This window comes from Bacillus sp. FSL M8-0063, from assembly GCF_038005545.1.
Lineage (GTDB): Bacteria > Bacillota > Bacilli > Bacillales > Bacillaceae_G > Bacillus_A > Bacillus_A wiedmannii.
In genome coordinates this window covers 468819-492595 of sequence record NZ_JBBOTJ010000001.1, presented here as the reverse complement: position 1 = coordinate 492595, position 23777 = coordinate 468819, and the positions used below count along the sequence as shown (strand labels likewise).

Annotated in this window: 25 protein-coding genes and 1 pseudogene; 8 read left to right on the top strand and 18 right to left on the bottom strand. The window is 35.8% G+C overall.

What is annotated here, in order from left to right; all coding sequences use genetic code 11:
* The first annotated feature begins 182 nt into the window (after nt 1–182).
* The 4 genes from MKX31_RS02435 to entC all read left to right on the top strand — a co-directional run bounded on the left by MKX31_RS02435 (nt 183) and on the right by entC (nt 4996).
* On the top strand, nt 183–1289 hold the full coding sequence (locus tag MKX31_RS02435) for an efflux RND transporter periplasmic adaptor subunit (protein WP_064473880.1): 1107 nt from the start codon (nt 183–185) through the stop codon (nt 1287–1289).
* A complete protein-coding gene (locus MKX31_RS02430; protein WP_064473881.1) occupies nt 1286–1960 on the top strand; it encodes an ABC transporter ATP-binding protein in 675 nt (224 codons plus the stop codon). The genes MKX31_RS02435 and MKX31_RS02430 overlap by 4 nt, the downstream gene beginning before the upstream one ends.
* A gap of 26 nt (nt 1961–1986) precedes the next feature.
* Nucleotides 1987–3138 (top strand): ABC transporter permease, encoded by a 1152-nt coding sequence (locus MKX31_RS02425; RefSeq protein ID WP_406655986.1) that lies wholly within the window; start codon nt 1987–1989, stop codon nt 3136–3138.
* A 448-nt stretch (nt 3139–3586) separates the two neighbouring features.
* Nucleotides 3587–4996 carry a cell wall-binding protein EntC gene (entC, locus tag MKX31_RS02420; RefSeq protein ID WP_340981537.1) on the top strand — a complete coding sequence of 470 codons (1410 nt, stop codon included), beginning with the start codon at nt 3587–3589 and terminating at the stop codon, nt 4994–4996.
* Between the two features lie 49 nt (nt 4997–5045).
* Here entC and MKX31_RS02415 read toward each other — a convergent pair.
* From MKX31_RS02415 to MKX31_RS02380, 8 genes and pseudogenes are all read right to left on the bottom strand, one after another.
* Nucleotides 5046–5219, bottom strand: a pseudogene (locus tag MKX31_RS02415) (HEAT repeat domain-containing protein); the annotation flags it as partial.
* 88 nt (nt 5220–5307) lie between these two features.
* Nucleotides 5308–6393 carry a DUF871 domain-containing protein gene (locus tag MKX31_RS02410; protein WP_064473882.1) on the bottom strand — a complete coding sequence of 362 codons (1086 nt, stop codon included), beginning with the start codon at nt 6391–6393 and terminating at the stop codon, nt 5308–5310.
* Nucleotides 6383–6661, bottom strand: coding sequence for a hypothetical protein (locus MKX31_RS02405; protein ID WP_000900036.1), 279 nt, complete (start codon nt 6659–6661; stop codon nt 6383–6385). Before MKX31_RS02405 ends, MKX31_RS02410 begins: the two co-directional genes overlap by 11 nt.
* Nucleotides 6637–7947 (bottom strand): PTS sugar transporter subunit IIC, encoded by a 1311-nt coding sequence (locus tag MKX31_RS02400; RefSeq protein WP_064473884.1) that lies wholly within the window; start codon nt 7945–7947, stop codon nt 6637–6639. Before MKX31_RS02400 ends, MKX31_RS02405 begins: the two co-directional genes overlap by 25 nt.
* 79 nt (nt 7948–8026) lie before the next feature.
* The gene (locus MKX31_RS02395; RefSeq protein WP_064473885.1) at nt 8027–8332 is read right to left on the bottom strand and encodes a PTS sugar transporter subunit IIB; all 306 of its coding nucleotides are present in this window, start codon (nt 8330–8332) and stop codon (nt 8027–8029) included.
* Nucleotide 8333: 1 nt separating this feature from the next.
* Nucleotides 8334–8654, bottom strand: coding sequence for a PTS lactose/cellobiose transporter subunit IIA (locus MKX31_RS02390; RefSeq protein WP_000131328.1), 321 nt, complete (start codon nt 8652–8654; stop codon nt 8334–8336).
* 111 nt (nt 8655–8765) lie between these two features.
* Nucleotides 8766–10706 (bottom strand): BglG family transcription antiterminator, encoded by a 1941-nt coding sequence (locus tag MKX31_RS02385; protein ID WP_098102991.1) that lies wholly within the window; start codon nt 10704–10706, stop codon nt 8766–8768.
* Between the two features lie 76 nt (nt 10707–10782).
* Nucleotides 10783–11871, bottom strand: coding sequence for a DUF871 domain-containing protein (locus tag MKX31_RS02380; protein ID WP_064473887.1), 1089 nt, complete (start codon nt 11869–11871; stop codon nt 10783–10785).
* A gap of 319 nt (nt 11872–12190) precedes the next feature.
* Between MKX31_RS02380 and MKX31_RS02375 the strand changes: the two genes are divergently transcribed.
* The gene (locus tag MKX31_RS02375; RefSeq protein ID WP_088047966.1) at nt 12191–13393 is read left to right on the top strand and encodes an MFS transporter; all 1203 of its coding nucleotides are present in this window, start codon (nt 12191–12193) and stop codon (nt 13391–13393) included.
* Nucleotides 13394–13725: 332 nt separating this feature from the next.
* Entirely contained in the window at nt 13726–15381 is a 1656-nt protein-coding gene (locus tag MKX31_RS02370; protein ID WP_064473889.1) for a Na/Pi cotransporter family protein, read from the top strand.
* 35 nt (nt 15382–15416) lie between these two features.
* Here MKX31_RS02370 and MKX31_RS02365 read toward each other — a convergent pair whose 3' ends face one another.
* Complete coding sequence (locus MKX31_RS02365) at nt 15417–16415, bottom strand: YhdH/YhfP family quinone oxidoreductase (RefSeq protein WP_064473890.1); 999 nt, start codon at nt 16413–16415, stop codon at nt 15417–15419.
* A gap of 314 nt (nt 16416–16729) precedes the next feature.
* On the opposite strand from MKX31_RS02365, the gene MKX31_RS02360 reads away from it, so the two are divergent.
* Nucleotides 16730–17932 carry an LCP family protein gene (locus tag MKX31_RS02360; RefSeq protein ID WP_064473891.1) on the top strand — a complete coding sequence of 401 codons (1203 nt, stop codon included), beginning with the start codon at nt 16730–16732 and terminating at the stop codon, nt 17930–17932.
* Nucleotides 17933–18080: 148 nt separating this feature from the next.
* Complete coding sequence (locus tag MKX31_RS02355; RefSeq protein ID WP_000642356.1) at nt 18081–18521, top strand: hypothetical protein; 441 nt, start codon at nt 18081–18083, stop codon at nt 18519–18521.
* Between the two features lie 32 nt (nt 18522–18553).
* On the opposite strand, the gene MKX31_RS02350 is transcribed toward MKX31_RS02355, so the two are convergent.
* The 9 genes from MKX31_RS02350 to MKX31_RS02310 form a co-directional block, all read right to left on the bottom strand.
* Nucleotides 18554–19318 (bottom strand): sulfite exporter TauE/SafE family protein, encoded by a 765-nt coding sequence (locus MKX31_RS02350; protein WP_064473892.1) that lies wholly within the window; start codon nt 19316–19318, stop codon nt 18554–18556.
* Nucleotides 19319–19351: 33 nt separating this feature from the next.
* Nucleotides 19352–19831 (bottom strand): DsrE/DsrF/DrsH-like family protein, encoded by a 480-nt coding sequence (locus MKX31_RS02345; RefSeq protein WP_000437730.1) that lies wholly within the window; start codon nt 19829–19831, stop codon nt 19352–19354.
* Between the two features lie 72 nt (nt 19832–19903).
* Entirely contained in the window at nt 19904–20200 is a 297-nt protein-coding gene (locus MKX31_RS02340; protein ID WP_064473893.1) for a rhodanese-like domain-containing protein, read from the bottom strand.
* A gap of 15 nt (nt 20201–20215) precedes the next feature.
* Nucleotides 20216–20575, bottom strand: coding sequence for a rhodanese-like domain-containing protein (locus MKX31_RS02335; RefSeq protein WP_048562489.1), 360 nt, complete (start codon nt 20573–20575; stop codon nt 20216–20218).
* A gap of 30 nt (nt 20576–20605) precedes the next feature.
* Nucleotides 20606–20836, bottom strand: coding sequence for a sulfurtransferase TusA family protein (locus MKX31_RS02330; RefSeq protein ID WP_098111374.1), 231 nt, complete (start codon nt 20834–20836; stop codon nt 20606–20608).
* A gap of 19 nt (nt 20837–20855) precedes the next feature.
* On the bottom strand, nt 20856–21986 hold the full coding sequence (locus tag MKX31_RS02325) for an MBL fold metallo-hydrolase (protein WP_088047969.1): 1131 nt from the start codon (nt 21984–21986) through the stop codon (nt 20856–20858).
* A 38-nt stretch (nt 21987–22024) separates the two neighbouring features.
* Nucleotides 22025–22600 carry a sulfurtransferase TusA family protein gene (locus MKX31_RS02320; RefSeq protein ID WP_103655907.1) on the bottom strand — a complete coding sequence of 192 codons (576 nt, stop codon included), beginning with the start codon at nt 22598–22600 and terminating at the stop codon, nt 22025–22027.
* A 73-nt stretch (nt 22601–22673) separates the two neighbouring features.
* Nucleotides 22674–22937, bottom strand: a complete 264-nt coding sequence (locus MKX31_RS02315; RefSeq protein WP_000456206.1) for a metal-sensitive transcriptional regulator — start codon at nt 22935–22937, stop codon at nt 22674–22676.
* A gap of 192 nt (nt 22938–23129) precedes the next feature.
* Nucleotides 23130–23714, bottom strand: a complete 585-nt coding sequence (locus tag MKX31_RS02310; RefSeq protein WP_000182107.1) for a DUF3238 domain-containing protein — start codon at nt 23712–23714, stop codon at nt 23130–23132.
* Between the last annotated feature and the right edge of the window lie 63 nt (nt 23715–23777).

Here is a 23777-nt window from a genome sequence, read left to right as displayed (position 1 = left end):
TATTGTAAGAAAAAAGCGACGAGTCAATTCATTTGCTCACACTTGGACAAGCTCTACCTTACATTTACATATTCATACCTTACAAAACTGTAAGGTTATTGTAAGCTAAAACGATTTGTCAGATTCTTCACCTCTTCTATACTTAATGTAGATACTAAAACGAACGAAAAGGTGATAAATAGATGAAGAAGAAAAATAAAGTGTTAATTACTAGTGTAGTAGCAATCGGAATTGCAGCTGGATCATATTTTGCATTTGCTGGTGGCGGTGGTTCAGAAGTAGCAATGGCATATAGCGGATATAAAGTAACAGAAAAACAAATTGAAAACGCGCAAAAATTTGGCGGTGAAGTCATTCCAAACGGCATCGAAACAATTTCATTCGATCCAACAAAAGGTACGTATGAATTAGCTGTAAAAAAAGGTGATGAAGTAAAAAAAGGTCAACTCCTTTTTAAATATAATGACCCTACTGCGAAACAAGGTGTAACAGAAGCAGAAATGCAAAAGAAAATCGCACAAAAAGAAGTAACATTGTTCCAAAAACAAATTGATGCAGCGAAACAAAAATTACAAAAAGATAAAAATGCAGGCCTTCCTGCTGAAGCATTAAAAGCATCAGAAATCGAAGTACAACAATTAGAATCACAAATTGAAATGAAAAAGTTTGAAGTTGAAAAATCTGATGAAATGATTAAAGCAGCAAAAGAGAAAGTAAACACACTTTCTGTAACGAGCCCTACTGATGGCGTAATTGATGACATCGTAAAAATTGCTGATGAAAAAACAGGTATGAGCGGCATTACACTTCGTCACGCTGGTCCATTTAAAGTAAAAGGTCAACTTTCTGAATATGAGCTTGCTAGTATGAAAGTTGGGCAAGAAGTAACTGTTTCATCAAAAACGGTTGCTGGTAAGACTTGGACAGGAAAAGTAACAGAAATCGGTTCTACACCATTAAAGAGCATGGACGAAAATAAAACAGTTTCTAACTATCAATTCACTGTCACATTAGACAATAGTGAAGAATTACAAAACGGCTTCCACGTTTACGTAACAAGTAAATCTGGCGAAGCAACTGGTACAATTGTTCCGAAAGGCAGCATCGTGAAAAAAGGTGACAAAAATGTTGTCTTCGTTGTAAAAGACGGTAAAGCGAAAGAACAAGCAGTTACTGTTGAATTCGAGACTGATAGCGAAGCAAAAGTTTCTGGAGTGAAAAAAGGAGAGCAAATTATCTCTAAACCTGAAAAAGACTTAAAAGATGGTATGGAGGTTGTCGTTGAATGATTAACTTAAAAGGCATCACGAAATCTTTCCAAAATGGCGCAGAATCCGTTCAAATATTACACGGCATTGACGTAACACTGAACCAGGGAGAATTCACTTCTATTATGGGACCATCTGGTTCTGGTAAATCAACATTAATGAACATTATCGGTTGCTTAGATAAACCAACGACAGGTGCGTATGAACTAGCTGGTCAAAATATTTCAAACATGTCTGAGACAGAACTTGCACGCGTTCGTAATAAAGAGATTGGGTTCATATTCCAAAACTTCATGTTATTACCGAGACTTACAGCACTTCAAAATGTAGAATTACCTCTTATTTACGCTGGAGTTGATAAAAAAGAAAGACGTGAGCGCTCATTAGCCGCTTTAACAAAAGTAGGCTTAGCTGATCGTGCTACTCACCTACCGAACGAATTATCAGGTGGACAAAAACAGCGTGTCGCAGTCGCACGTGCAATCGTAAATAATCCAAAGTTCATTTTAGCCGATGAACCGACAGGTGCACTTGATACGAAAACGAGTACACAAATTATGGACCTCTTTTACGAATTAAACAAACAAGGCTCAACAATCATTATGATTACCCATGATCGTGAAATCGGGGAAGCTGCAGCACGTCAAATTGTAATTCGTGACGGAAATATCGTCCAAGATTGGAGAGGTTAATTTTGAACACGAGTGAAAATATACGCATGGCCCTTTCCTCTATCTTTGCCCATAAAATGCGTTCTATATTAACGATGTTAGGTATTATTATCGGTATTAGTGCCATTATTACTATCATCTCAATGGGTGATGGTACAAACGCAAAGTTTAAAAAAGAGTTAGGCCAAGGAAAAGATACTGAAGTAACGATTTACTACAACAACCCTGATTACGGAACTGATAGTGCCAAAATTACAGCTGATATGTTAAAACGTCTTCAAACTGTTCCTGGTGTTAAAGATGTGTATCCAGATGTAAGTATGAAAGTAAAAGCATCTTCTGGTTCAAAAGATGTCTCTCTTGATTTAAAAGGTGGAACAGGCGCCTTCATGACAGATGCGAAAATAAAATTAGTTCACGGTCGTGAATTAAATGATAGTGAATTAAAGCAAGCAATTCCTGCTGTTATTTTAAATGAAGAAGCTTTCAACAAATTGTTTAATGGTTGGGAATCAAATTTATATACTGATATAAAAGGAAAGCCATATAAAGTAGTCGGTGTGTATGAAGCAAAAAATGATTTCGGAATGGCTATGTCAGAAGGTTATACATCACTTGAAAACGCTCCTGTAATCTCAGGAGTAACTGAGTATGACTCTGTAAGATTAATATTAACTTCGCCAGCAGAACGTAAAAGTGTAGAAAAACAAGCTGCTTCTGTTTTAAACGAAATGAAAGCTCCTAAATTTGAGCATAAATTCGAAGCACAAGATTTAGGTGAATTTACGAAGCAATTAGACGAGTCCATCGGTATGATGAAAATGGTATTCGGTGGTATCGCTGCTATTTCTTTACTTGTTGGTGGTATCGGTGTAATGAACATTATGCTTGTATCTGTAACAGAACGTACACGTGAGATCGGTATTCGTAAAGCACTTGGTGCAACGCGCGGTAAAGTATTAACACAATTCTTAATTGAATCTTGTATTTTAACAGGACTCGGTGGTTTCATCGGATTCATGCTCGGTATCTTCTTCGCTTGGATCGTCTCAATCTTTGCCGGATGGCCACTCGTTATCTCAAAAGAACTTGGACTTCTTTCAGTAGGTATCTCAATGCTAATCGGTATTGCATTCGGTTTACTACCAGCGAACAAAGCTGCAAAACTTGATCCAATTGAATGTTTACGATATGAGTAAATAAAAAACGTAGGAGTGTAAACTCCTACGTTTTTTATTTATCTATTAAATCGTGTTTCTTCTATTATATATGTTTCACGTTATCAACACCTTTAATTATTTTAGCGTACTAAAGCTATTATAGAATCCTATTATTGCAAAAATAATATGTGAAAGACTAAAATCAAGGCGTAATTTTTTCCATACCTCGACTTATTTTGTAACAATTATAGCGATATTTCATTGATTTTCACCTCATTTATATTTCTCCACAACTAAAATAGTTATCTTTACATAACTAATCTCCTGTTCCAACAGCAAAAAACGTCGTTTTTGTAACAATTAAGAAATAATTACGTAATACTACAGAAACATTATTAACCTATTAGAAATTGAAATACTCTCATTTTTATGTATCACATGCTCTAACCTCCCCTAACAACTATAAGAAAGCGCTTTTAGGATATTACTGGAATTATTACAGAATATTAATGACCCGTTACGAATGCTTTGTAGTTTTGTGTTTTCCGCAAATAAGAAAATAATGGTTGCTATAATGAGGTCAACGAAAACAAATGCAATGGAGGCTATTATGAAAAAATTTATGGGTATAGCAACAGCAGCGGTTTTTGGTCTTGGGATTTTCACAACATCTGCTAAAGCAGAAACGATTGTAACAACTGACGTACTAAACGTACGAGAAAACCCAACTACTGAATCACAAGTTGTCGGAAAGTTATTAGATGGATATAAAGTTAACGTTTTACATACAGAAAACGGATGGTCAAAAGTGAAATTGAATAGCGGTAAAGAAGCTTTCATTAGCGCTGACTATACAAAAGACACTTACTACGTAACAGCAAACGTATTAAACGTACGTGCTGGTGCAAACACAGACTCAGAAATTATTGGTAAGTTGAAACAGGATGACGTAATCGAAACAACACACCAAGTGCAAAATGACTGGATTCAATTTGAATATAACGGAAAAACAGCTTATGTTCATGTTCCTTACTTAACAGGTAAAGCTCCAGTTAAAGTTCAACCAGCAGTTAAAGTGGAAAAAACAACTAAAGTTCAAGATACAGCTAAAGCTGTGGAAGCAACTAAAGCTCGTGAAGTAGCTGAAACGCAAGCAAAAGCTAAGGCTCAAGAGGCAACTAAAGCTCGTGAAGCAGCTGAAGCTCAAGCAGAAGCTAAGGCTCAAGAGGCAACTAAAGCTCGTGAAGCAGCTAAAGCTCAAGCAGAAGCTAAAGCTCAGGCAGCAGCTGAAGCTCAAGCAGAAGCTAAGGCCGGGGAAGCAGCTAAAGCTCGTGAAGCGGCTAAAGCCGAGGCAGCAGCTGAAGCTCAAGCAGCGGCTAAAGCTCAAGAGGCAGCTCAAGCTCGTGAAGCAGCTAAAGCTCAAGAAGCAGCTGAAGCTCGTGAAGCGGCTAAAGCTCAAGAAGCAGCTGAAGCTCGTGAAGCGGCTAAAGCTCAAGAGGCAGCTAAAGCTCGTGAAACGGCTAAAGCTCAAAAACCAACTACACAACAACCTGTTGCAAAAGAAACTGAAACAAGTGCACCATCATCTTCTCGTGAACTACGTGTTGTAGCAACAGCTTACACAGCAGACCCACTTGAAAATGGTTATAAAGCAGGCGACCAAGTAAAATCAGCTTTAGGTCATAACTTAACAGCTAATCCAAACATGAAACTTATTGCAGTTGACCCAAGTGTAATTCCATTAGGTTCAAAAGTATGGGTTGAAGGTTACGGAGTAGCAATCGCTGGTGATACTGGTGGAGCTATTAAAGGAAATAAAATCGACGTTTTAATGCCTGATAAAGGTACATCAAGTAACTGGGGACGTAAAACAGTTACAGTTAAAGTATTAAACTAGTTCGTATAAAAAGAGTCAGTCTCATTGAGGCTGACTCTTTTTTTGATTCTCACATTCTAACTTTCTCTTGAAAGTAACTAATATGATCCCGAATCCACTTTCGCTCTGACATAAATAAGTTCCCTCGTTTGTTATATACTTTATCAAACGCCTTTAAAACTTCTTCATGATTAACAAACTTATGTAAAAAACGAAGAGCGATGACAATCTCCTTCTCTCCCGTCCAAATTAAATCTATCTCTTTGCATTCTATATACGATAGATTACTATTTCAACAGAACAAAGAGGATGCCATAGCATCCTCTCCTCCCCTATTCCACACAAGTAAACTGCGTCCAAGCTCCTACATAATCTAGTAAGAATAACTCTTCTTCCGCAATTGTACCGACAATATTTTTCCGTTCATCTATCGGCATTTCTTTTAGAATGATTTGCAGTTCACCTTTATACTTACCAAATGAGTTGTTCCCAATTACAACTTGCCCTCTTTCCTGTCGTACACTTTCGCGCACTGGGAAGTCATAGTCTTTGTACTTTTTACGTACTTCTGTAGAACGTACCATATATTCTGTTATGTCGCCGCGTCTTACGTGTAATTCTTGCAGTGTCGCTTTCTTCTCTACTTCAGTCGCTTCTTCTACAAAGTGTACCTTTAGCTGTAACATGTAACGATTTAAGTTTCCTAGTTTCTCTAACTCTTCTTCACTCGCATAAGCATTTCCGATAATAACATCATCAATAAGCCCTGTTGCCCATAAATGTTTCGCTTGTACTTCAATCGGTAAATTTCGATGTTGTTCTAACGTACATAATCCGTCATTAATATCCCATGGACCGATGTCGGCTGCATGTGACGTAATAAAGGCTGCCGTACGAATACTGTGTTTTTTAAAGCGTTCACTACAGCGAATGAAATAATCATACGGAAGACCAGTAAATTTTTGCGGATAGAAATTATGACAACCAATTAAAGCTGGTTTATTCGCCTGATGCGAAAGAATATTTTCTAAGTATGCAATATCGTTACTTACGTTTAGCTCAATTTTTAAGCCGTACGGATTATTCGTCATTTTTGCTTCTGTTAATCCGTCAAAACCTAAATCTAAACGAATACCATCTGCACCTAACTCTGCAAAGAATGATAGGTCGCTATAACTAATACCAAGTTGATCAAATACTGCCGGAGCTACATCTAAAATAACTTCCATATTATTATCTTTTGCATGATTAATAATTTCTTTAAATTCAGCTACAATTTCTTCTTTCGGTCGATTCACAGATAATAGACATGTGAATATTCTTGAAAAACCGTGGCGTGCCGCTGCCGAAATGTATACCATATCTTTTTCTTTCGTTGAATGCTCTGGATAAAGTGAAATCCCTAATTTACGCTCCATGCTTTTGCATCTCCTTCACACGTTGTATTAATGCCATGCTCGTAAATCTATATTTTGCAGATAAACATGTTGCACATAAAATCGTTGGTACAATGATTACGTACGGTGATTGTAACCCTAACATTACATAGGCACCCATTGAACTACCGATAAATACAATTGATACGAGTAGTAAAACTAATAAAGATTTACTTTGTACCCATTTTGAATAATGTGCAATACACTGCCCCGCTACGAATGTAATTAAGATGATAATTGCTCCGAGCATTCTGTTTTCTCCTCTCCTGCTACTTGTTGTTTCTCATACATTTTGAAGAATGGATAGTAAATAACAAATGAGATAACAAAGTTAACAAGTACAAGTACACCAGCCATAATGGTCCAGTCTGTACTAATAATCGCTGCAATTGGTGCTAACATCGTAAATGGCAGTTTCGCCATCATGAGCGGAATCATACCTGAAACAACTGCGAAATATGATACTGTCGTTGTCACTAACGGTGTTATAACGAATGGAATAATTAAGATTGGGTTCATTACAATTGGTGCCCCGAAAATAATCGGTTCGTTAATATTGAATAAACCTGGCACGAATGATAATCTACCTAACTCTTTTAGGAATTTAGATTTAGAGAACATAAACATAATTACTAAAGCTAATGTTGAGCCTGATCCCCCGATCCATACGAACCATTGAATAAATTGCTCTGTAAATAAGTTTGGTAATTGATGTGCATTTCCTGTAGCTGTGAATACTTCCATATTTTCAAGAATTGCTGAATCCCACATTGGACGAATGATTGGTCCTAAAATCGCTGGGCCATGTATACCGAATGACCAGAAGAACACGATTAAGAATACTGTTAATAAACCGCCGAATAAATTATTTCCTACTAATACTGATTTTAGTGGTGCGATTAAATATGTGATTGTTGTATTCACATCGAATTTCAAACCGTAACGAATACCCCAGAATAAAAGAATAACAACTAAAGTTGGAATTAATGCTGCAAACGAGTTTGCAACTGCTGGTGGTACACTGTCTGGTAACTTAATCGAGATATTATGCTTAATCATAAAGTGATAAATTTCTACTGCAATTAAAGCTGTAACAATTGCTCCGAATAAAGACGTTGCACTTAATGTTCCTACTGAAATGTATCTTCCTGCATCAATAACACCTGGTACAGCTTTCGTAATTTGAATTGGTTCAACTGATGCTAGTAAAAAGGCGAGTACAGATAACAACCCTGCACTTAACTGATTGAGCTGATAGAAGTTTGCGAGTGAAGCTCCTACCCCAAATGCTGCGTATAACGCCATTAAACCTACTGTAAATCGGAATGGAATATCTAAAATATGGCGAAATGGTGCAATCCACTCCATATACGCATCAATTGGTAAATTTAAAAAGATAACGAAAAATGATCCGACAATCGTTAACGGCAATGTAGAAATAACTCCGTTTCGAATTGCTAATAAATGTCGTTGTCCTGCAATCTTTTGCGTTGTTGGCATAATCTTTTGTTCCATAAAACTCATAAAACTATTCATCAATACCCCTCCTCTTTCTTTTTACTGTGCAAGAACAAAAAGTTATAACATTATAATGTTTATATTTAAAAAAATATAATTATGCTAAAACTAATTGTTCTGCTTGTTTCAGTACTTTTAAACCGTCACACATCCCATAATCTCTTTGTTCTATTATTGCAACCGGTATATCGTATGACTTCGCAAGAAACTGTACCGCTGGAAACAAATACTTCACTTGTGGTCCGATTAAAACAACATCAGCACTTTTTATTTCCAGTTTCACAAGTTCTGAATCAACTGCTTTAATTTTATAATCCTTCCCTTGTTTCTTTGCCTCTTCTTGCATTTTTCTTACAACCATACTCGTTGACATGCCTGCTGCACAACATAATAAAATGTACATCTTATACTGTCACTTTCTCTTCTACTCGTTTATGAAGAGTGATAAATTCTTCAGCAAGTTCTTTCACTGTAATTGCATTCATTAAATGATCTTGTGCATGCACCAACAGTAAACTGATTTCTGCATGATTTCCTCTTGCTTCCTCTTGAATTAAGTCTGTTTGAATACGATGAGCTGCTGAAATTTCTTCACTAGCAAGTGTCATCTTTTCACTCGCATTCTCAAAATCTCCTTGTCTTGCAAAAGCAATTGCTTCAAGCGCCGCGCTTCTCGCATTGCCACCATGTAAAATTAACGCAAATGGAGTTTGCATATCAGTCATTTTAAATTCCCCCAAGCTATCTTTTTTCTATATTGTTATCTTATTATGAAAACGCATACAATTAAACATAAAAAACTTCCGTTGTGTAACGGAAGTTTTTACATACTTTTCTTATATAGATAGTAATACCTCTTGGAAATCTTCAATTCCTTCAACATGCGTTAATTTCTCTATCGCACTTTGACTAGACATAATATCATATAAAAAATCATACAGCCGTTGTAAATCTTCATTATTATTACGTTTTACACTAAATAAAATAATAACTTGTACTTTTTTATCTCCCCAGTCAACGGACTTATCAAGTGTACAAAACATCAAAAATGTTTTCTCACTTAATAACTGCATCGGATGAGGAATCGCAACTAAATTCCCAACCGCTGTCGGAGATGTATTTTCTCTTTCCATAACAGAATCATAAAAGTTTTCTGGTACATAGTTTTTCTCAGCAGCTTTCTCACATAAAAACTGAATAACCTCTTCCTTCGTAGAAGCGCTATGATTTAAAAAGATTAAATCTTCCTTTATATACTGCTGCACGCTAGTATTCACATGCGTAAACAACTGCTGGCCGATTGACTTAAGCTCTTTATCATCAAATATTGAGTTCACTTTTATAACAGGCACAGGCAAACCACTCGGTATATGAATCGTACTAATAATACAATCTATTTTATCTTTATAAAGGTCTTCCACTTTCAATTGATAATAACCTGTAATCCCTACAATCTCTAATTTATCTCGGAACTGTGATAAAATTTTATATTTCAATAGCTGAGCGCTTCCTTGACCAGTCGCACAAACTAGTAAACATCTTTTCTTTTGATTCTGTTCCTGTAAACGACTCATCGCTCCGCCGAAGTGAATCGCAATATAACCAATTTCACTTTCCGGAATCGATTCTCCCGTATATTCACCAATTATATCTCCTACGAGAACCGCAATTTCAAAAGCATACGGATAATTCTTTTTCACTTCTGCCAATAGAGGATTTCTCGTATTTAACTTATACTTCAAACGGTTTAATAACGTTTTTAAATGAACACCAAAACCAAATAATAATTCTTCATCATAATAAAAAATAAGATTCCGTTCTTCCGCTACTTTAAAAAGAATATGTTGCATAAATGCATATAGATCTTTCCCTAATAGCTCTTCCACATTTTCATAACGATCTCTCGCTGTAACAGCAGTACTTAATAAATGCATCGTCACATATAAAACTTCTTCTTCTGGAAATAAAAGATGCAACTCTTTCTCTAAATCCCCTACAATCTGTTTCGCAATTGTATATTCTTTCTTTATGATAAGTTCTGATTGCTCCGCATTTAGTCCTTTCATATAATGTTGATCTTCACAACGCCTTAATGCAATTGCAATATGAATGACTAAATTATCAATTTCAATATCTGATAAATATATCGTTCCTCCCTCGATATACTTTAATATAACCGAACGGATAAGTGGGATATGAGGTAACGATAAATATGTATCCCTCTGTTCAAATTGCTCATGAAACGGAGTATGATCATAACGCGGTAAACCATATTGTGATAAACAAGAACGAATATGAAACTCCTCTCCCACAATACGTATACCATAATACGGTCTCTTTTCAATTTGTAATTGATAGCGACCACATATATCTGTCACATCTTTCATAATTAAATTCACAGTCGATTTACTCACATAAATCTCTTCTGCTAACTGTGAAAGCTTCACATACCCCTCTGTCGTTACAATACGTTGCAGAATGTACGCTATCCTTTCTTCATAAGAAGTTGGGATCTTTTCCGTCTGTTTTTGAAATAGGCCCACGCAAAACTCTTCAAACTTCTTCGTTTGTATAATTTCTAGTTCGTATCCAGTCCCTCTTTGCGATTCAATTTTCGCCCCGTTTTCTTCCAATATATCATTTAATAATTTTATATCTTTTTGAATCGTCTTCGTTGATACATGTAAACGGCTCGCTAAAAACGCTCGATTTAACATCGACTTCTCTTCTAAAAACTCCTCTAAAATAGAAATTAATCGCTGATGCACTTTTGTCATAGCTCTTCCTCTCACAATTTATATATAAAAAGGAAAAAGCTGCTGAGGTCAGTAGTTTTTTCCTTTTTCATTTTATCTATTTCTTTAATGTAAATCCGAATTTATCCCATGCTTGTAAATAATCTAATAAGAAAATTTCTTCTTCTACAATTCGGCCAACTACATTTGTTTTTCCTGTGTTCACCATATCTTTTAACGCAATTTGTAATTCACCTTTATATTGACCATACTGTTCATTATCAATTAAAAGATCACCGCGTTTAATTTCGCGTGTATTATGCGGTTTGAACTCTTCTTTCTTATATTTCACACGACTTTGTGTCGAACGAATCATATATTCAGATACATCTCCACGATAAAAATGCGGTTCCTCTAATACAATAATTTTTTCTAATTCTGTTGTTGTATCATCTAGTCCTATATCAAATGTTTGTTTCTCTTTATTTAATGCACCTAGTGCTTGTAATTCTTCTTCTGATGCATATGCATTCGCAATAATAACATCATCAATTAATTCTGTCGCAAATAAATGCTTCGCTTGTGTTGTCATCGGTAATTCACGATGCTGCTCTAACGTACATAAGCCTTCTGTTACTGGCCAAGGTCCGTACGTTGCATCAAATGATGAAATAAAAGCAGCCGTTCTCATACCGTAATCTTTAAATTGTTTCGAGCATTTAATGAAATGATCGTATGATAATCCTGAATAACGATGCGGATAAAAATTATGGCAACCAATTAAATTTTCACGATTTGGTCTATGGCTCATAATGTTATCTACATATTTCGTACCGTTACTCATATTAATTTCAATTTTTAAGCCGTATGGATTGTAAGTCATAATTGATTCTTCTAAACCAGAGAATCCGACATCTAAACGAATACCGTACGCTCCTAACTCATGGAAGAACGATAAATCATTATATGAAATACCTAATTGTGTAAAGACAGACGGACTAATATCAACTAATACTTGGAACCCTAATGCGTTTGCATGCGAGATCGTTTCTTTAAACTCTTCTATAATTTTCTCTTTCTCTCCATCTACAGACAATAAGCATGTGAATACACGTGTAAATCCGTATTTACTTGCTAATGTTAAATATTCCTTATCTTTCTCTACCGTTGAATGTTCTGGATAAATAGAAATACCTAATCGTCTCATATGTACACGCCTCTTTCTTCATTGTTTTGTAAACCTTTTCAAATATATGTAGTGAAAAAGTATATATCCCCTTCTCATTCACTACTTTTTGAATCCGCTTTCTTTAAAGAAAAAACAATTTCTATCATTCATAACAACTACAAGTCTATACATCTATACTTTACAACTTTTTTTCATAGTTGTGTAGCTTTTACACAAATTTGTCAGTTTTTCCACCTCGAAAATTGTTATACGTTTTCAAGGCACCTTCCTTGACTGTTACATTGACCAATACATATACTCGAAAGAAAAGAGAAAATTTTATATAGGGGATGAATATATGGGAGAAGCAATACTCGTAAAACGAGAATCATTATGGACGAAAGAGTTTGTCGCTTTAATTTTTGCAAACTTATGTATGTTTTTAGGGTTTCAAATGTTAATTCCTACTTTACCTGTTTATGTGAAAGAAATTGGCGGCACAAGTTCCAATATCGGATTTGTTGTAGGCATGTTTACCGTTGCAGCACTTTTTGTTCGACCGCTAACTGGAAACGCCTTGCAAAAATTCAATAAAAAAATCATTTTAATGATCGGTACTGCTATTTGTTTACTCGCTATGGGCAGTTATCTTTTCGCTTCAACCATCTTCCTATTGCTTGCCGTGCGAATTTTACACGGAGCTGGTTTTGGTATTACAACGACTACATATGGAACTGTCGTTTCAGATTTAATTCCACAAGCTCGCCGCGGAGAAGGCATGGGATATTTCGGTCTTTCTGGCACGATTGCAATGGCGCTCGGTCCACTTATCGGACTTTGGCTCATGCAAACATATAACTTCACGATTCTTTTTTTATGTGCACTTTCATGTACAATTGTTTCATTAATATTAACGAAACTACTTCAAATCAAAAAATCGCCGCAACCACCAAAGCAAACATCTGGTACTTTTCTCGATGGATTTATTGAGCGCAAAGCTTTACTTCCTTCATTATTAATATTATGTATTACATTAATGTACGGAGGAATCGGGAGCTTTATTACATTATTTGCTACGGAAGTCGGAATTGCTGATATAAGCCTCTTCTTCTTATTTAATGCACTTGCAATCGCTGTCACTCGTCCGTTTTCTGGAAAGTTATACGATGCGAAAGGTCATGCATTCGTTATTATTCCAGGGGTTATCATTACGTTTACAGGTATTATTTTATTGTCGTATACAACTACCATTCCGAGTTTAATTATTGCAGCAGCATGCTACGGAAGTGGTTTTGGAGCGATTCAACCTGCACTACAAGCATGGATGATCGACCGAGTAGCACCGCACCGACGAGGAGTCGCAACAGCTACATTCTTCTCAGCATTTGATCTCGGCATTGGCGCTGGCGCAATTATATTTGGATTCATTGCACATTTTACAAACTACGCAACTGTATATCGCTATTCCTCTCTATTACTTATTGCATTCCTGTTCATTTACATCACAAGTATAAGAAAGCAAAAGCATGGAGATAAAAACAGAGAAAAAGCTGCTGGATAATTTCAGTAGCTTTTTTTATCGTATTTTTGCTGTTATAAAACTACATGCATTTTCCTACATATTTTTTTACCTTTCATCAAAAAATATACGATGAACTCGCAGACGCTTTCCTTGATATTTAACTGAAAAATACTATTCTAAAAAGTGTGATTTCTTTACAAAATTAAGATTTATATAAGATGAAAACCAATAAAATACAGCTGGTTCTTTAAGTAATTGTAAACTTTTTATCTCTTTGTAAAGTTAGTGTAAATTTTACTAACAAACCGTTTACAGTGCCTCAAGGTTCAGTTAATAATTACATCGTACATGAAATTTAAGGAGTGGAATGCGTGGAATATAATGTTCAAGATATGATCTTCCAGTTCATTGGTGGATTAGGTATTTTCTTATTCGGTATTAAATACATGGGCGATGGACTGCAACAAGCAGCTGGAGATCGTCTTCGCGATATTTTAGATCGCTTTACAACAAACCCACTTATGGGTGTACTAGCAGGTATGTTAGTTACTGTATTAATCCAATCAAGTTCAGGAACAACCGCTTTAACAGTCGGACTTGTAAGTGCCGGATTTATGACATTAAGACAAGCGATTGGTGTTATTATGGGTGCGAACATCGGAACGACAGTTACTGCATTTATTATCGGAATTAAAATCGGAGAATACGCTCTCCCAGTTATGGCAGTTGGAGCAATTTTACTATTCTTCTTTAAAAATAAAAAAGTACATTCTGTAGGTCAAGTTGTATTCGGTTTTGGTATGTTATTCTTCGGTTTAGAATTAATGAGCGCAGGTATGAAACCTCTTCGTTCTTTAGAGGCATTCCAAGAGTTAATGGTTAGCATGAGTGACAATCCAATTTTAGGAATTATTGTCGGTACAGTGTTCACTTTAATTGTACAAAGCTCAAGCGCAACAATCGGTATTTTACAAGAACTATTCGGTCAAGGTGCTATTGATTTACAAGCTGCTCTTCCTGTATTATTCGGTGATAATATCGGTACGACAATTACAGCAGTCTTAGCAGCAATCGGTACTTCAATTGCCGCAAGACGTGCAGCATTAGTTCACGTTATCTTTAATATTATCGGTACCATTATCTTTACGATTATATTAATACCATTTACAAGTTTAATTCAATATTTCCAAACGTCATTAAATTTAAATCCAGAAATGACAATTGCATTTGCACACGGAACATTTAACGTAACGAATACAATTATTCAGTTCCCATTCATTGCAGTATTAGCATGGATCGTAACAAAAATTATTCGTGGTGAAGATTCATCTATTAACTTCAAACCACAACATTTAAATCCAATCTTTATTGAGCAATCTCCAGCTATCGCTTTAACTGAAGCTCAAAAAGAGGTTGTGCGTATGGCTGAATTTTCATTACACGGCTTAAAAGAAGCGAATCAATATTTAAATACACAAGACAAAAAGCACGAAAACATGGCTACTCAATTAGAAGGAGCTATTAACAATTTAGATAAAAAAATTACCGAGTATTTAGTTTTACTATCAGAAAAGCCGCTTTCACCTTCAGACTCTGAAAAACACTCCGTTTTAGCTGGTGTTGTTGGAGATATTGAACGTGTTGGTGATCATGTAGAAAACCTTGTAGAACTTGTAGATTTCCAAATTTCAAACCGTGTTTCACTATCAGACGAAGCACTAGCTGAATTAAATGAAATGCTTGAGTTAACAATTTCAACATTACAAGATGCAATCAATGCTTTAACAAACTTCGATACTGAATTAGCTCAAACAGTTATTGCAAAAGAACGCAAAATCGACCAAATGGAACGTGTTCTTCGTAAACGTCACGTATTACGCCTAAACGAACGTAGCTGTTCAGGTGATGCAAGTATCATCTTCGTTGATATGGTAAGTAACTTAGAGCGTATCGGTGATCACGCTGTAAATATTGCTGATGGTGTTTTAGGTGAACAAGGTAAAATCAATTTAAAACAATCATTATAATGAAAAGAGAGACGCTTAAGTTAGCGTCTCTTTTTTCATTTCATATTTACAACCGTTCTTCCTTTTAACTTTCCTTGCAATATAAGTGTAAACTTTTCATCTAACTCTTCCAATGTACATTCTTCTGTATAAGATAGTAACTCATTATTTTCCCATTCACTTGCTAAGAGCGTCCACACATCTCTTCTCACATCCACTGGGCATTGCACAGAATCTATTCCTAAAAGACTTATGCCTCGCAAAATAAATGGATATACCGTTGTTTGTAATTCCTGCCCTGCCACATTACCGCACGTCGTTACACAACCACCATACTTTACCGTTTTTAAAGCGGTTTCTAGCATATGTCCACCTACAGTATCGATAACCCCGGCGTATATCCCTTTTAACATTGGTCTTCCTGATTCATCATTCAACTCCGTACGATGAATCACTTGTTTCGCTCCTAGACGTAGTAGCATCTCTTCCTCTTCCATTTTCCCTGTTGCTCCTACTACGCTAAATCCTAGCTTACTTAAAATACTAACAGCTACACTCCCTACGCCGCCTGTTGCACCCGTTACTAAAACATCTCCCATACTAGGCGTTATGCCTGCTCCAATAAGCTTATATACTGATAAAGCAGCTGTAAAACCTGCTGTCCCATACATCATACTTTCCTTTAATGACATTCCCTCTGGTAAAGGGATGATCCAAGATGCTGGCACGCGAATATATTCTCCGAAACCACCAGAAGTATTCATACCTAAATCATAACCCGTTACGATGACTTGATCGCCTACCTTAATGGTTGCATCTTCACTACTCACAACTTCTCCCGCAGCATCAATTCCTGGCGTATGAGGATATCTCCTCGTAACCCCTTTATTACCCGTGGCTGAAAGCGCATCTTTATAATTTAATGAAGAATAATGAACCTGTATTAATACGTCTCCCTCAGGTAAACTACTTACTTCTCTCTCTACAACGTTTCTTACAAACTGCTTACTTTCTGTTTCGTTCACAACGATTGCTCGGAATGATGTATGATTCATTATGCTCTCTCCTTTATCCGTAAATTTCTTCTTTATTATATAGAAGAAATAAGTAAACCTACTCATTTCTTCTTGGCTATATTTCAACAAATCTTACTTCTCTATTACTTTCTCACAATACATATTTTCATTTCTACTAAAACAACTTATACTTATTCTACATCTCAAAAATAAAATATAAAAAATCTGACTTTTTATAAATATATTGAATTTTTACGAAATGTAAATGATTTGTAATGTTTTTTTTCGTCAAATTTCATTATAATAAGTGGATATGAGTGTCGTATTTCAATTCAAATGAAGGAGTACAAGAAATGGAGCAAAACCCATCTTTGCAAGAAAATACACGCAGTAAACCGAAAAAAGGTAAGAAAAAAACAAAAATTATTATAAGCGTTATTCTATTCTTTTTAATAATAGGTGGCGGTTATACTTGGTTTTTAGTAAATAAAGCATCTTCTGCTGTTCGAAATGCCGCACACGATTTAGCACGCGGTGATAAATCTGATTTACGTGATAAAGCTGTAAAACCTATCGCAAATAACGTCTCTGTCTTAGTCATGGGTGTTGATGAAAGCGATGTCCGCGGGAAAGAATATGGTGAAGCTATAAGAACGGATGCACTATTACTTGCAACGTTTAATAAAGATAGCAAAACTGTAAAACTATTAAGCATTCCACGAGATACATATACTTATATTCCAGTGGAAAAGAAAAAAGATAAAATTACACACGCTCATGCATACGGTTCTACTAAAAACGGAAAAGATGGTGGACCACAAGCAAGTATTGATGCAGTTGAAAAATTAATGAATGTTCCTGTCGATTACTTTGTAAAGTTTAACTTCAAATCATTTATGAAAATTGTCGATGATTTAGGCGGGATTGAAGTCGATGTACCAGTTGAATTTACTGAACAAGATAGCAATGATAATGCTGATGCAATTCATCTGAAAAAAGGTGTTCAAAAGCTAAATAGTGAAGAAGCTCTTGCTCTTGCTAGAACGCGCCACATCGATAGTGATGCAATGCGTGGACAACGTCAACAACTCGTTATTGAAGCAATTTTAAAGAAACTAACAAGCGTTGGATCTGTAACAAAAGTTGGTAACATCATTGATGATATTAACGGACAATTCGTTACTAACTTAACATTCGATGATATGCTTTCATTCTACAAGTACGGATCGGACTCGGAAATTGAGAAATTACAAATTCAAGGTGAAGACTGCTATATGGAAAAAGGTGACGATACATGTAGCAAATCTGCTGGTGGCGGCCGAACGTATTACTACAATCCAGATAAAAAAGAATTAGCAACTGTTACAAACGAACTTCGTACTCACCTTGGATTACCTGCATATACAAAAACAGACTCTGATTCGAAGAAAACAAGCACAGAGAAAACAAAAGAATCTAAGTCTGAAAATTCAAGTGAACGCCAATCAAGTAACAATGAAGTGAAAAATAAAAATAGCAGTGAAGATACAGAAACATCGTCTAACGGCAATGAATAAAAAAGAAGCAGTTCTCTATGGAGGTAGAGTGCTGCTTCTTTTTATTTCTTTGGAATCAAAAATCAGAACTTTCTAACTATCTTTTTTAATATTTTTAAATTATAATAAATAGTAGCAATCTATTCCAATTATCAGGGGGCTCATACATATGAAAGCTGCAGTAAAACATAACATCTCAGATTTTAAAGACTACTTAAAATCAAACGATATATTCATGGAAGAAAATATAGATGAAAATGATGGTTCTGTTCATTTTTCAGTAGGATTAGAGACAGAAGCTGGCGCAAAAATTCAACTTATCGCTGCTTTCCAAAACGAACATCCTACTGTAGATATATACTGCTTCAATGTTGCTCACGTACCGGATGCAACATCAACAAATGATATTTTGCATGTTATCAATGAATTAAACACATCTTATCGATTTGCAAAATTCACATTAAACAAGCAAAATGCAATTGATATTTCAGCATCGCTTGCATTCTCAGAACCAAACTTTAATCCAGCGCTTGTCTTTGAACATACGAGAATGCTATATAAATTAGCAAATGACGAATATAAAAACTTAATGAAAGTTATTTGGGCATAAATAAAAGGATGGGCTACAAGCAGCCCATCCTTTTATTTCGATATCATATCAATCCACATCTTAACAGCAGTGCCTACAATCAAAATCGATAACATATATTGCAATGCTTTTTGATTGATCCTCTTCCCGACTCGCACTCCAAGCGGCGCAGCAAAGATACTTGCAACCGCGATAATAAGAGCTGGAATTACAACTACTTGACCAGTTATCACTTTTCCAGTCGTAATCCCTACTGAGGAAATAAACGTAATAGCGATAGATGTTGCTATCGTTGTACGTATCGGCAATTTTAAAATAACTAACATAATCGGTACTAATAAGAAAGAACCGCCAGCACCTATAATGCCTGATGCTCCTCCTACAAGAAACGCTAACAAGCTTGCTAACCATTTATTATATGTCACTTCACCACTATTATTTCGTTTCGGTACGAACATCATAATAGCAGCAATTGTTGCTAACGCTGCATAAACAACATTGACCGTATGTTCCTCTAATACGTTAGCACCAAAGCTCCCTATGAAACTTCCTATTAAAATACTAGCTCCCATATACACAACTAACGTTTTATCCATATCATTACTTTTCCGATAAGCCCATGCACCTGCAAAAGTTGCAAAGAATACTTGCACCGCTGTAATACCACTCACTTCATGTGACGTATAACTAGTAAACCCTAGCAATACCGGAATGTATAGAATCATTGGATAATTAATAATCGCACCGCCAATTCCAACCATTCCTGATATAAACGATCCTATAAACCCAATTATAAAAAGTAATACGACTAAACTCACCTTATATCCCCCGCCTTCTAAAAAGAAGGTGATTTAAATGAATAAATTCACATTCCCATCCGAAGCATCTGCTAAATAAGCTCCTACTCCTGCAAACTCTACCCCTTCCATAATCTCTTCCTCTTTTAACCCTAATAAATCTACCGTCATTTGACAAGCTACAAGTTTAATTCCCTGTTCTTTCGCTAAATCCATTAAATCTGGTAAAGGCATCGCATTATGTTTTTTCATAATACCTTTAATCATCTTTGGCCCCATACCGGCAAAATTCATTTTTGATAATCCCATCTTATCTGCACCACGTGGCATCATTTTTCCAAATACTTTTTCTATGAAAGTTTTCTTTACCTTCACATGTTCATCTTTCCTTAAAGCATTTAATCCCCAAAAAGTATGAAAAATAGTCACCTCTTGATCATACGCCGCTGCACCATTTGCAATAATATAAGCAGCCATCGCTTTATCATAATCTCCGCTAAATAAAACAATTGTTGTTTTCTTCTGTTGTTCCATGTTGTGCTCCCTCCAATTACCTATAGGGGTATTTGTTTGTTTATAAAAAGGCTGAAATCATTTACCTCATTCTCATATGACTTTACCTTTCCACGCTAACATACCACCTACCATATTGATTGCTCGAAAACCGTAGCTCTCTAAAAACTGAACTGCTCTTGCACTTCTTCCGCCAGAGCGACAAACGATAATATATTCTTTATGCTTATCTAACTCATGCATTCGAAACTCTAGTAGTCCTAACCTAATAGGAAGCACTCCTGGAATTTTCCCTTCCGCCACTTCTTCTACTTCACGAACATCGATTACATATAACTCTTCATTTCGTAACAATCTTTCCTCTACTTCTTTCGCTGTTATTTCTTTCATTTTAATATTCCTTCCTTATAAAGCGTTCATACCACCTGAAACATTGATAACGTGCTGGAATCCTAATTTCTTTAGTACTTTTGCCGCTTGCTTACTTCTCATCCCGCTCTGACAAATAACGATTACTTCCTTATTTTTATCTAATTGATTTGCTTTACTAGCTAACTCATTTAATGGGATATTCTGAAACCCTTTCATATGATTTCCTCTATATTCACCTACTGTACGAACATCGATAAATTGTTTTCCCTTTTTTCCTGCTATACTCTTTAATTCTTTCCCACTTATATTTTGAACACCTTTTACCGGTAAAAAACGTGAAATAACAAACACTGCAGCGAGTACAATGAAAAGCGTACTTAATATTGTATTCATATAACCAACCTCTCTACATTTATAAAACTACTACGCCTTCTTAATCCAAAACTTCAGCACATCAGCTTCTTCTACATGCTTTACGATGTCATGACCACCTTTATTTGCCCACGCTGGAATATCCTTAACTGCCCCTTTATCTGTTACATGTACTTCTAACACTTCTCCAGTTTGCAAAGTATCCATCGCTTTCTTCGTTCTTACCATCGGCATTGGGCATGCTAAACCTTTCGCATCTAATACTTGTTTTACATTCATCATCTATTCCTCCATTTTTTATTTATTCATGAACTGCGCAACGATTTGGACCAGTCTCCATTTCACGTTCTTCATCCACACTCGGATGAATCTTACCCATATTCGTTTGACGAATTTCTTCGTAAGCATTCGGCTGAGGTGGTAAATTCTCCGTTACCACTTTACGAAACTCTCCCTCACTCTCAATATTTAGTCCTGCATTATACACAAATAAATCTTTTAACTTTGCGCTCACAACACCATTCTCATCCATTTCACTTATTTTTGAATAATGAGCTGGTAACACGATTAATTGTTGAGATAGTACTTTATATCGGTTATATAAAGTTTCTCTTAAATCACTCACCCAATCCTCAGCCTTTCCAGCAAGATCTGGACGCCCGATTGAATCTACAAATAAAATATCGCCTGATAATAAATAGGAATCATCTACAATAAATGATGTACTTCCAATCGTATGCCCAGGTGAGTATAATGCATCAATTTCAATTTTAGTACCCCCCACCGTAATAACAGAACCTTCAACGAGCGGTTTATATGAGAAAACAACTTCCTCCGCATCTTTCGGCGGTAACCAATACGTGCCACCTACTCTTTCAGCTAACTTACGTCCTCCAGAAATGTGGTCTGCATGTAAATGTGTATCCATTACATTCGTAATCGTAACGCCATACTCTTTCGCAAACTCTTCGTATGCTTCAATTGTTCTTACTGCATCAATAACTGCTGCTTCACCGTTTGAAACGACCATATAAGATAAACAGCCTTTTCCAAGGCGGTTAAATTGATATATACTTCCTCCCCCCTGTACATCTCCTACCTTTAACGGCTTCACATATTCACTCCAAGCTTTCATACCGCCAGCTAAATAAAAAACATTATGGAAGCCAGCATCCAGCAATTGCTCAGCGACAAACTGTGAAGAACCTTCTTTCGCACATACGACTAAAATTTCTTTCTCCCTCGGCAATTCACTTGCAATATGATCTACACCATCTAACAAATCAAAATACGGTTTATTTATAGAAGAAATTTGTTTCCCTTCAATTTTCCAATCTTCATAATCCGTCTCATTTCGAACATCTAAAATAAACAGCTCTCCGAATAAAACTTTCTCTGCAACATCTTTTGCTTGTAACGGTTTAACAATCATCTAATTACCCCCATAGGTATATTTTTATTTAAAAAATTTTACTTTTCCACATCCCCTTGCCACTCTAACATACCTGGAATGATATTTTTCACATTTAAATACCCTTTCTCTTTCAACATTTGGCAAGCTACATCACTACGGTTACCAGTTCGGCAAATAACATAAATTTGCTTCGTCTGATCTAATTCTGCACTACCCAGTTCGCCTAATGGGAATGAAATAGCCGTTGGAATATGACCAAAAGCGAATTCCGCTGCTTCACGAACATCTAATATAATACACTCTTCACCACTTAATAATATCTCTTGCAATTCCGCATTTGTAATTGTTTGAGGATATTTCACTACTTCATTCACTTCATGCTCATGTGCTTTTCTAACGTAATGCATCAATAGATCTCCTTCGTGTTTCGTCCCGATATATTGATGACCTACTTTACTCGCCCAACTTTGTATATCTACAGTAGACCCTTTATCTGTTGCCTGAACTTCAATCACTTGCCCTGATGCGAGACTTTCCATCGCCTTCTTCGTCTTCACAATCGGCATCGGACAAGCCAATCCCTTACAATCTAAACTCCTATTCACTTTTATACTCATAGTCGATTCCTCCATAACTTATATACATATACCTGTAGGGGTATATTAAAATGTTTTTGAAAATCTGTCAACACTTACGTTTGACAGATTATCGGCTTTTTACAAGTAATTGAACAGCTTCTTTAATTAACTCTTCATTTGAACCATTACCACTTTCAAACTGTTCACGCAAACATTGCTCTAAATTCGTTCCAACAACAAGTCCAATTGTACGATCAAGTGCAGAACGAGATGCCGTTAACTGTGTAATAACCTCTCGGCAATCTTTTCCTTCTTCCATCATACGAAGTACACCACGAACTTGACCTTCAATACGTTTCAATCTATTTTTCATATCTTGATTATATTCCACTGTAGACCACCTCCGTATTTATAACTATATTATACATTACTTTGTAACTTTGTATAATAACATATACCCTGAAGGGTATATTGTAAAGCGTTTTATTTTTTTGAAACTTTCTAACGTATAGTGAAAATGCAAAAGTCACTGATTTTATTGACTTTTGCATTTCTCAACTACACTGCATTATTATCTTACTTCTTATAAACTCCTTGTAAAACTATAATCCATTTCTCCACCTAGTGCTGCAGCTGTATCACCAGTTTCTCTAAAATCATGTGTATATATTTTTTCAAATGAACCGAAATCTACTTGCTTATAAAATTCAAAACAAGGGAATCCATCATGCTCCCCTTGAATCTCAATACTACCATCCTTGTTCACACATACATGTAATACATAATCTACAGGAGGTGCATATATATTTAATGGATTACTTGCACTCGCACTCATTTTAAATTGCACACCATCAGGATTCCATACGATATTAGTGCACACAATATTTTCAGTACTCGCTTTTCCTGTTCTTTTATTCACAGAACCATCTGGATTCGTAACCTTCTCTGTCGTAATACCCGTGTTCGCATATGAAAACACTTCTTCTTTATAAAAATCCACTACTACCTCTTGCTCCACTCTAGAGCGCATAGTATTTACCGCATGTGGTGTAAATTCGCGTGAATCACCTTCGAATTGAATTATTTTCCCTGTTTCCATATCCTTCCTCGGTTCTGTCCAAGACATTGGAATAAATACGCTGGCTCTAACTTTTACGATATTAGTCATAAGAAACACCTCTATAATTCTAATTTTATATACTGCATTATTTAATAAAAAAACACCATTTCA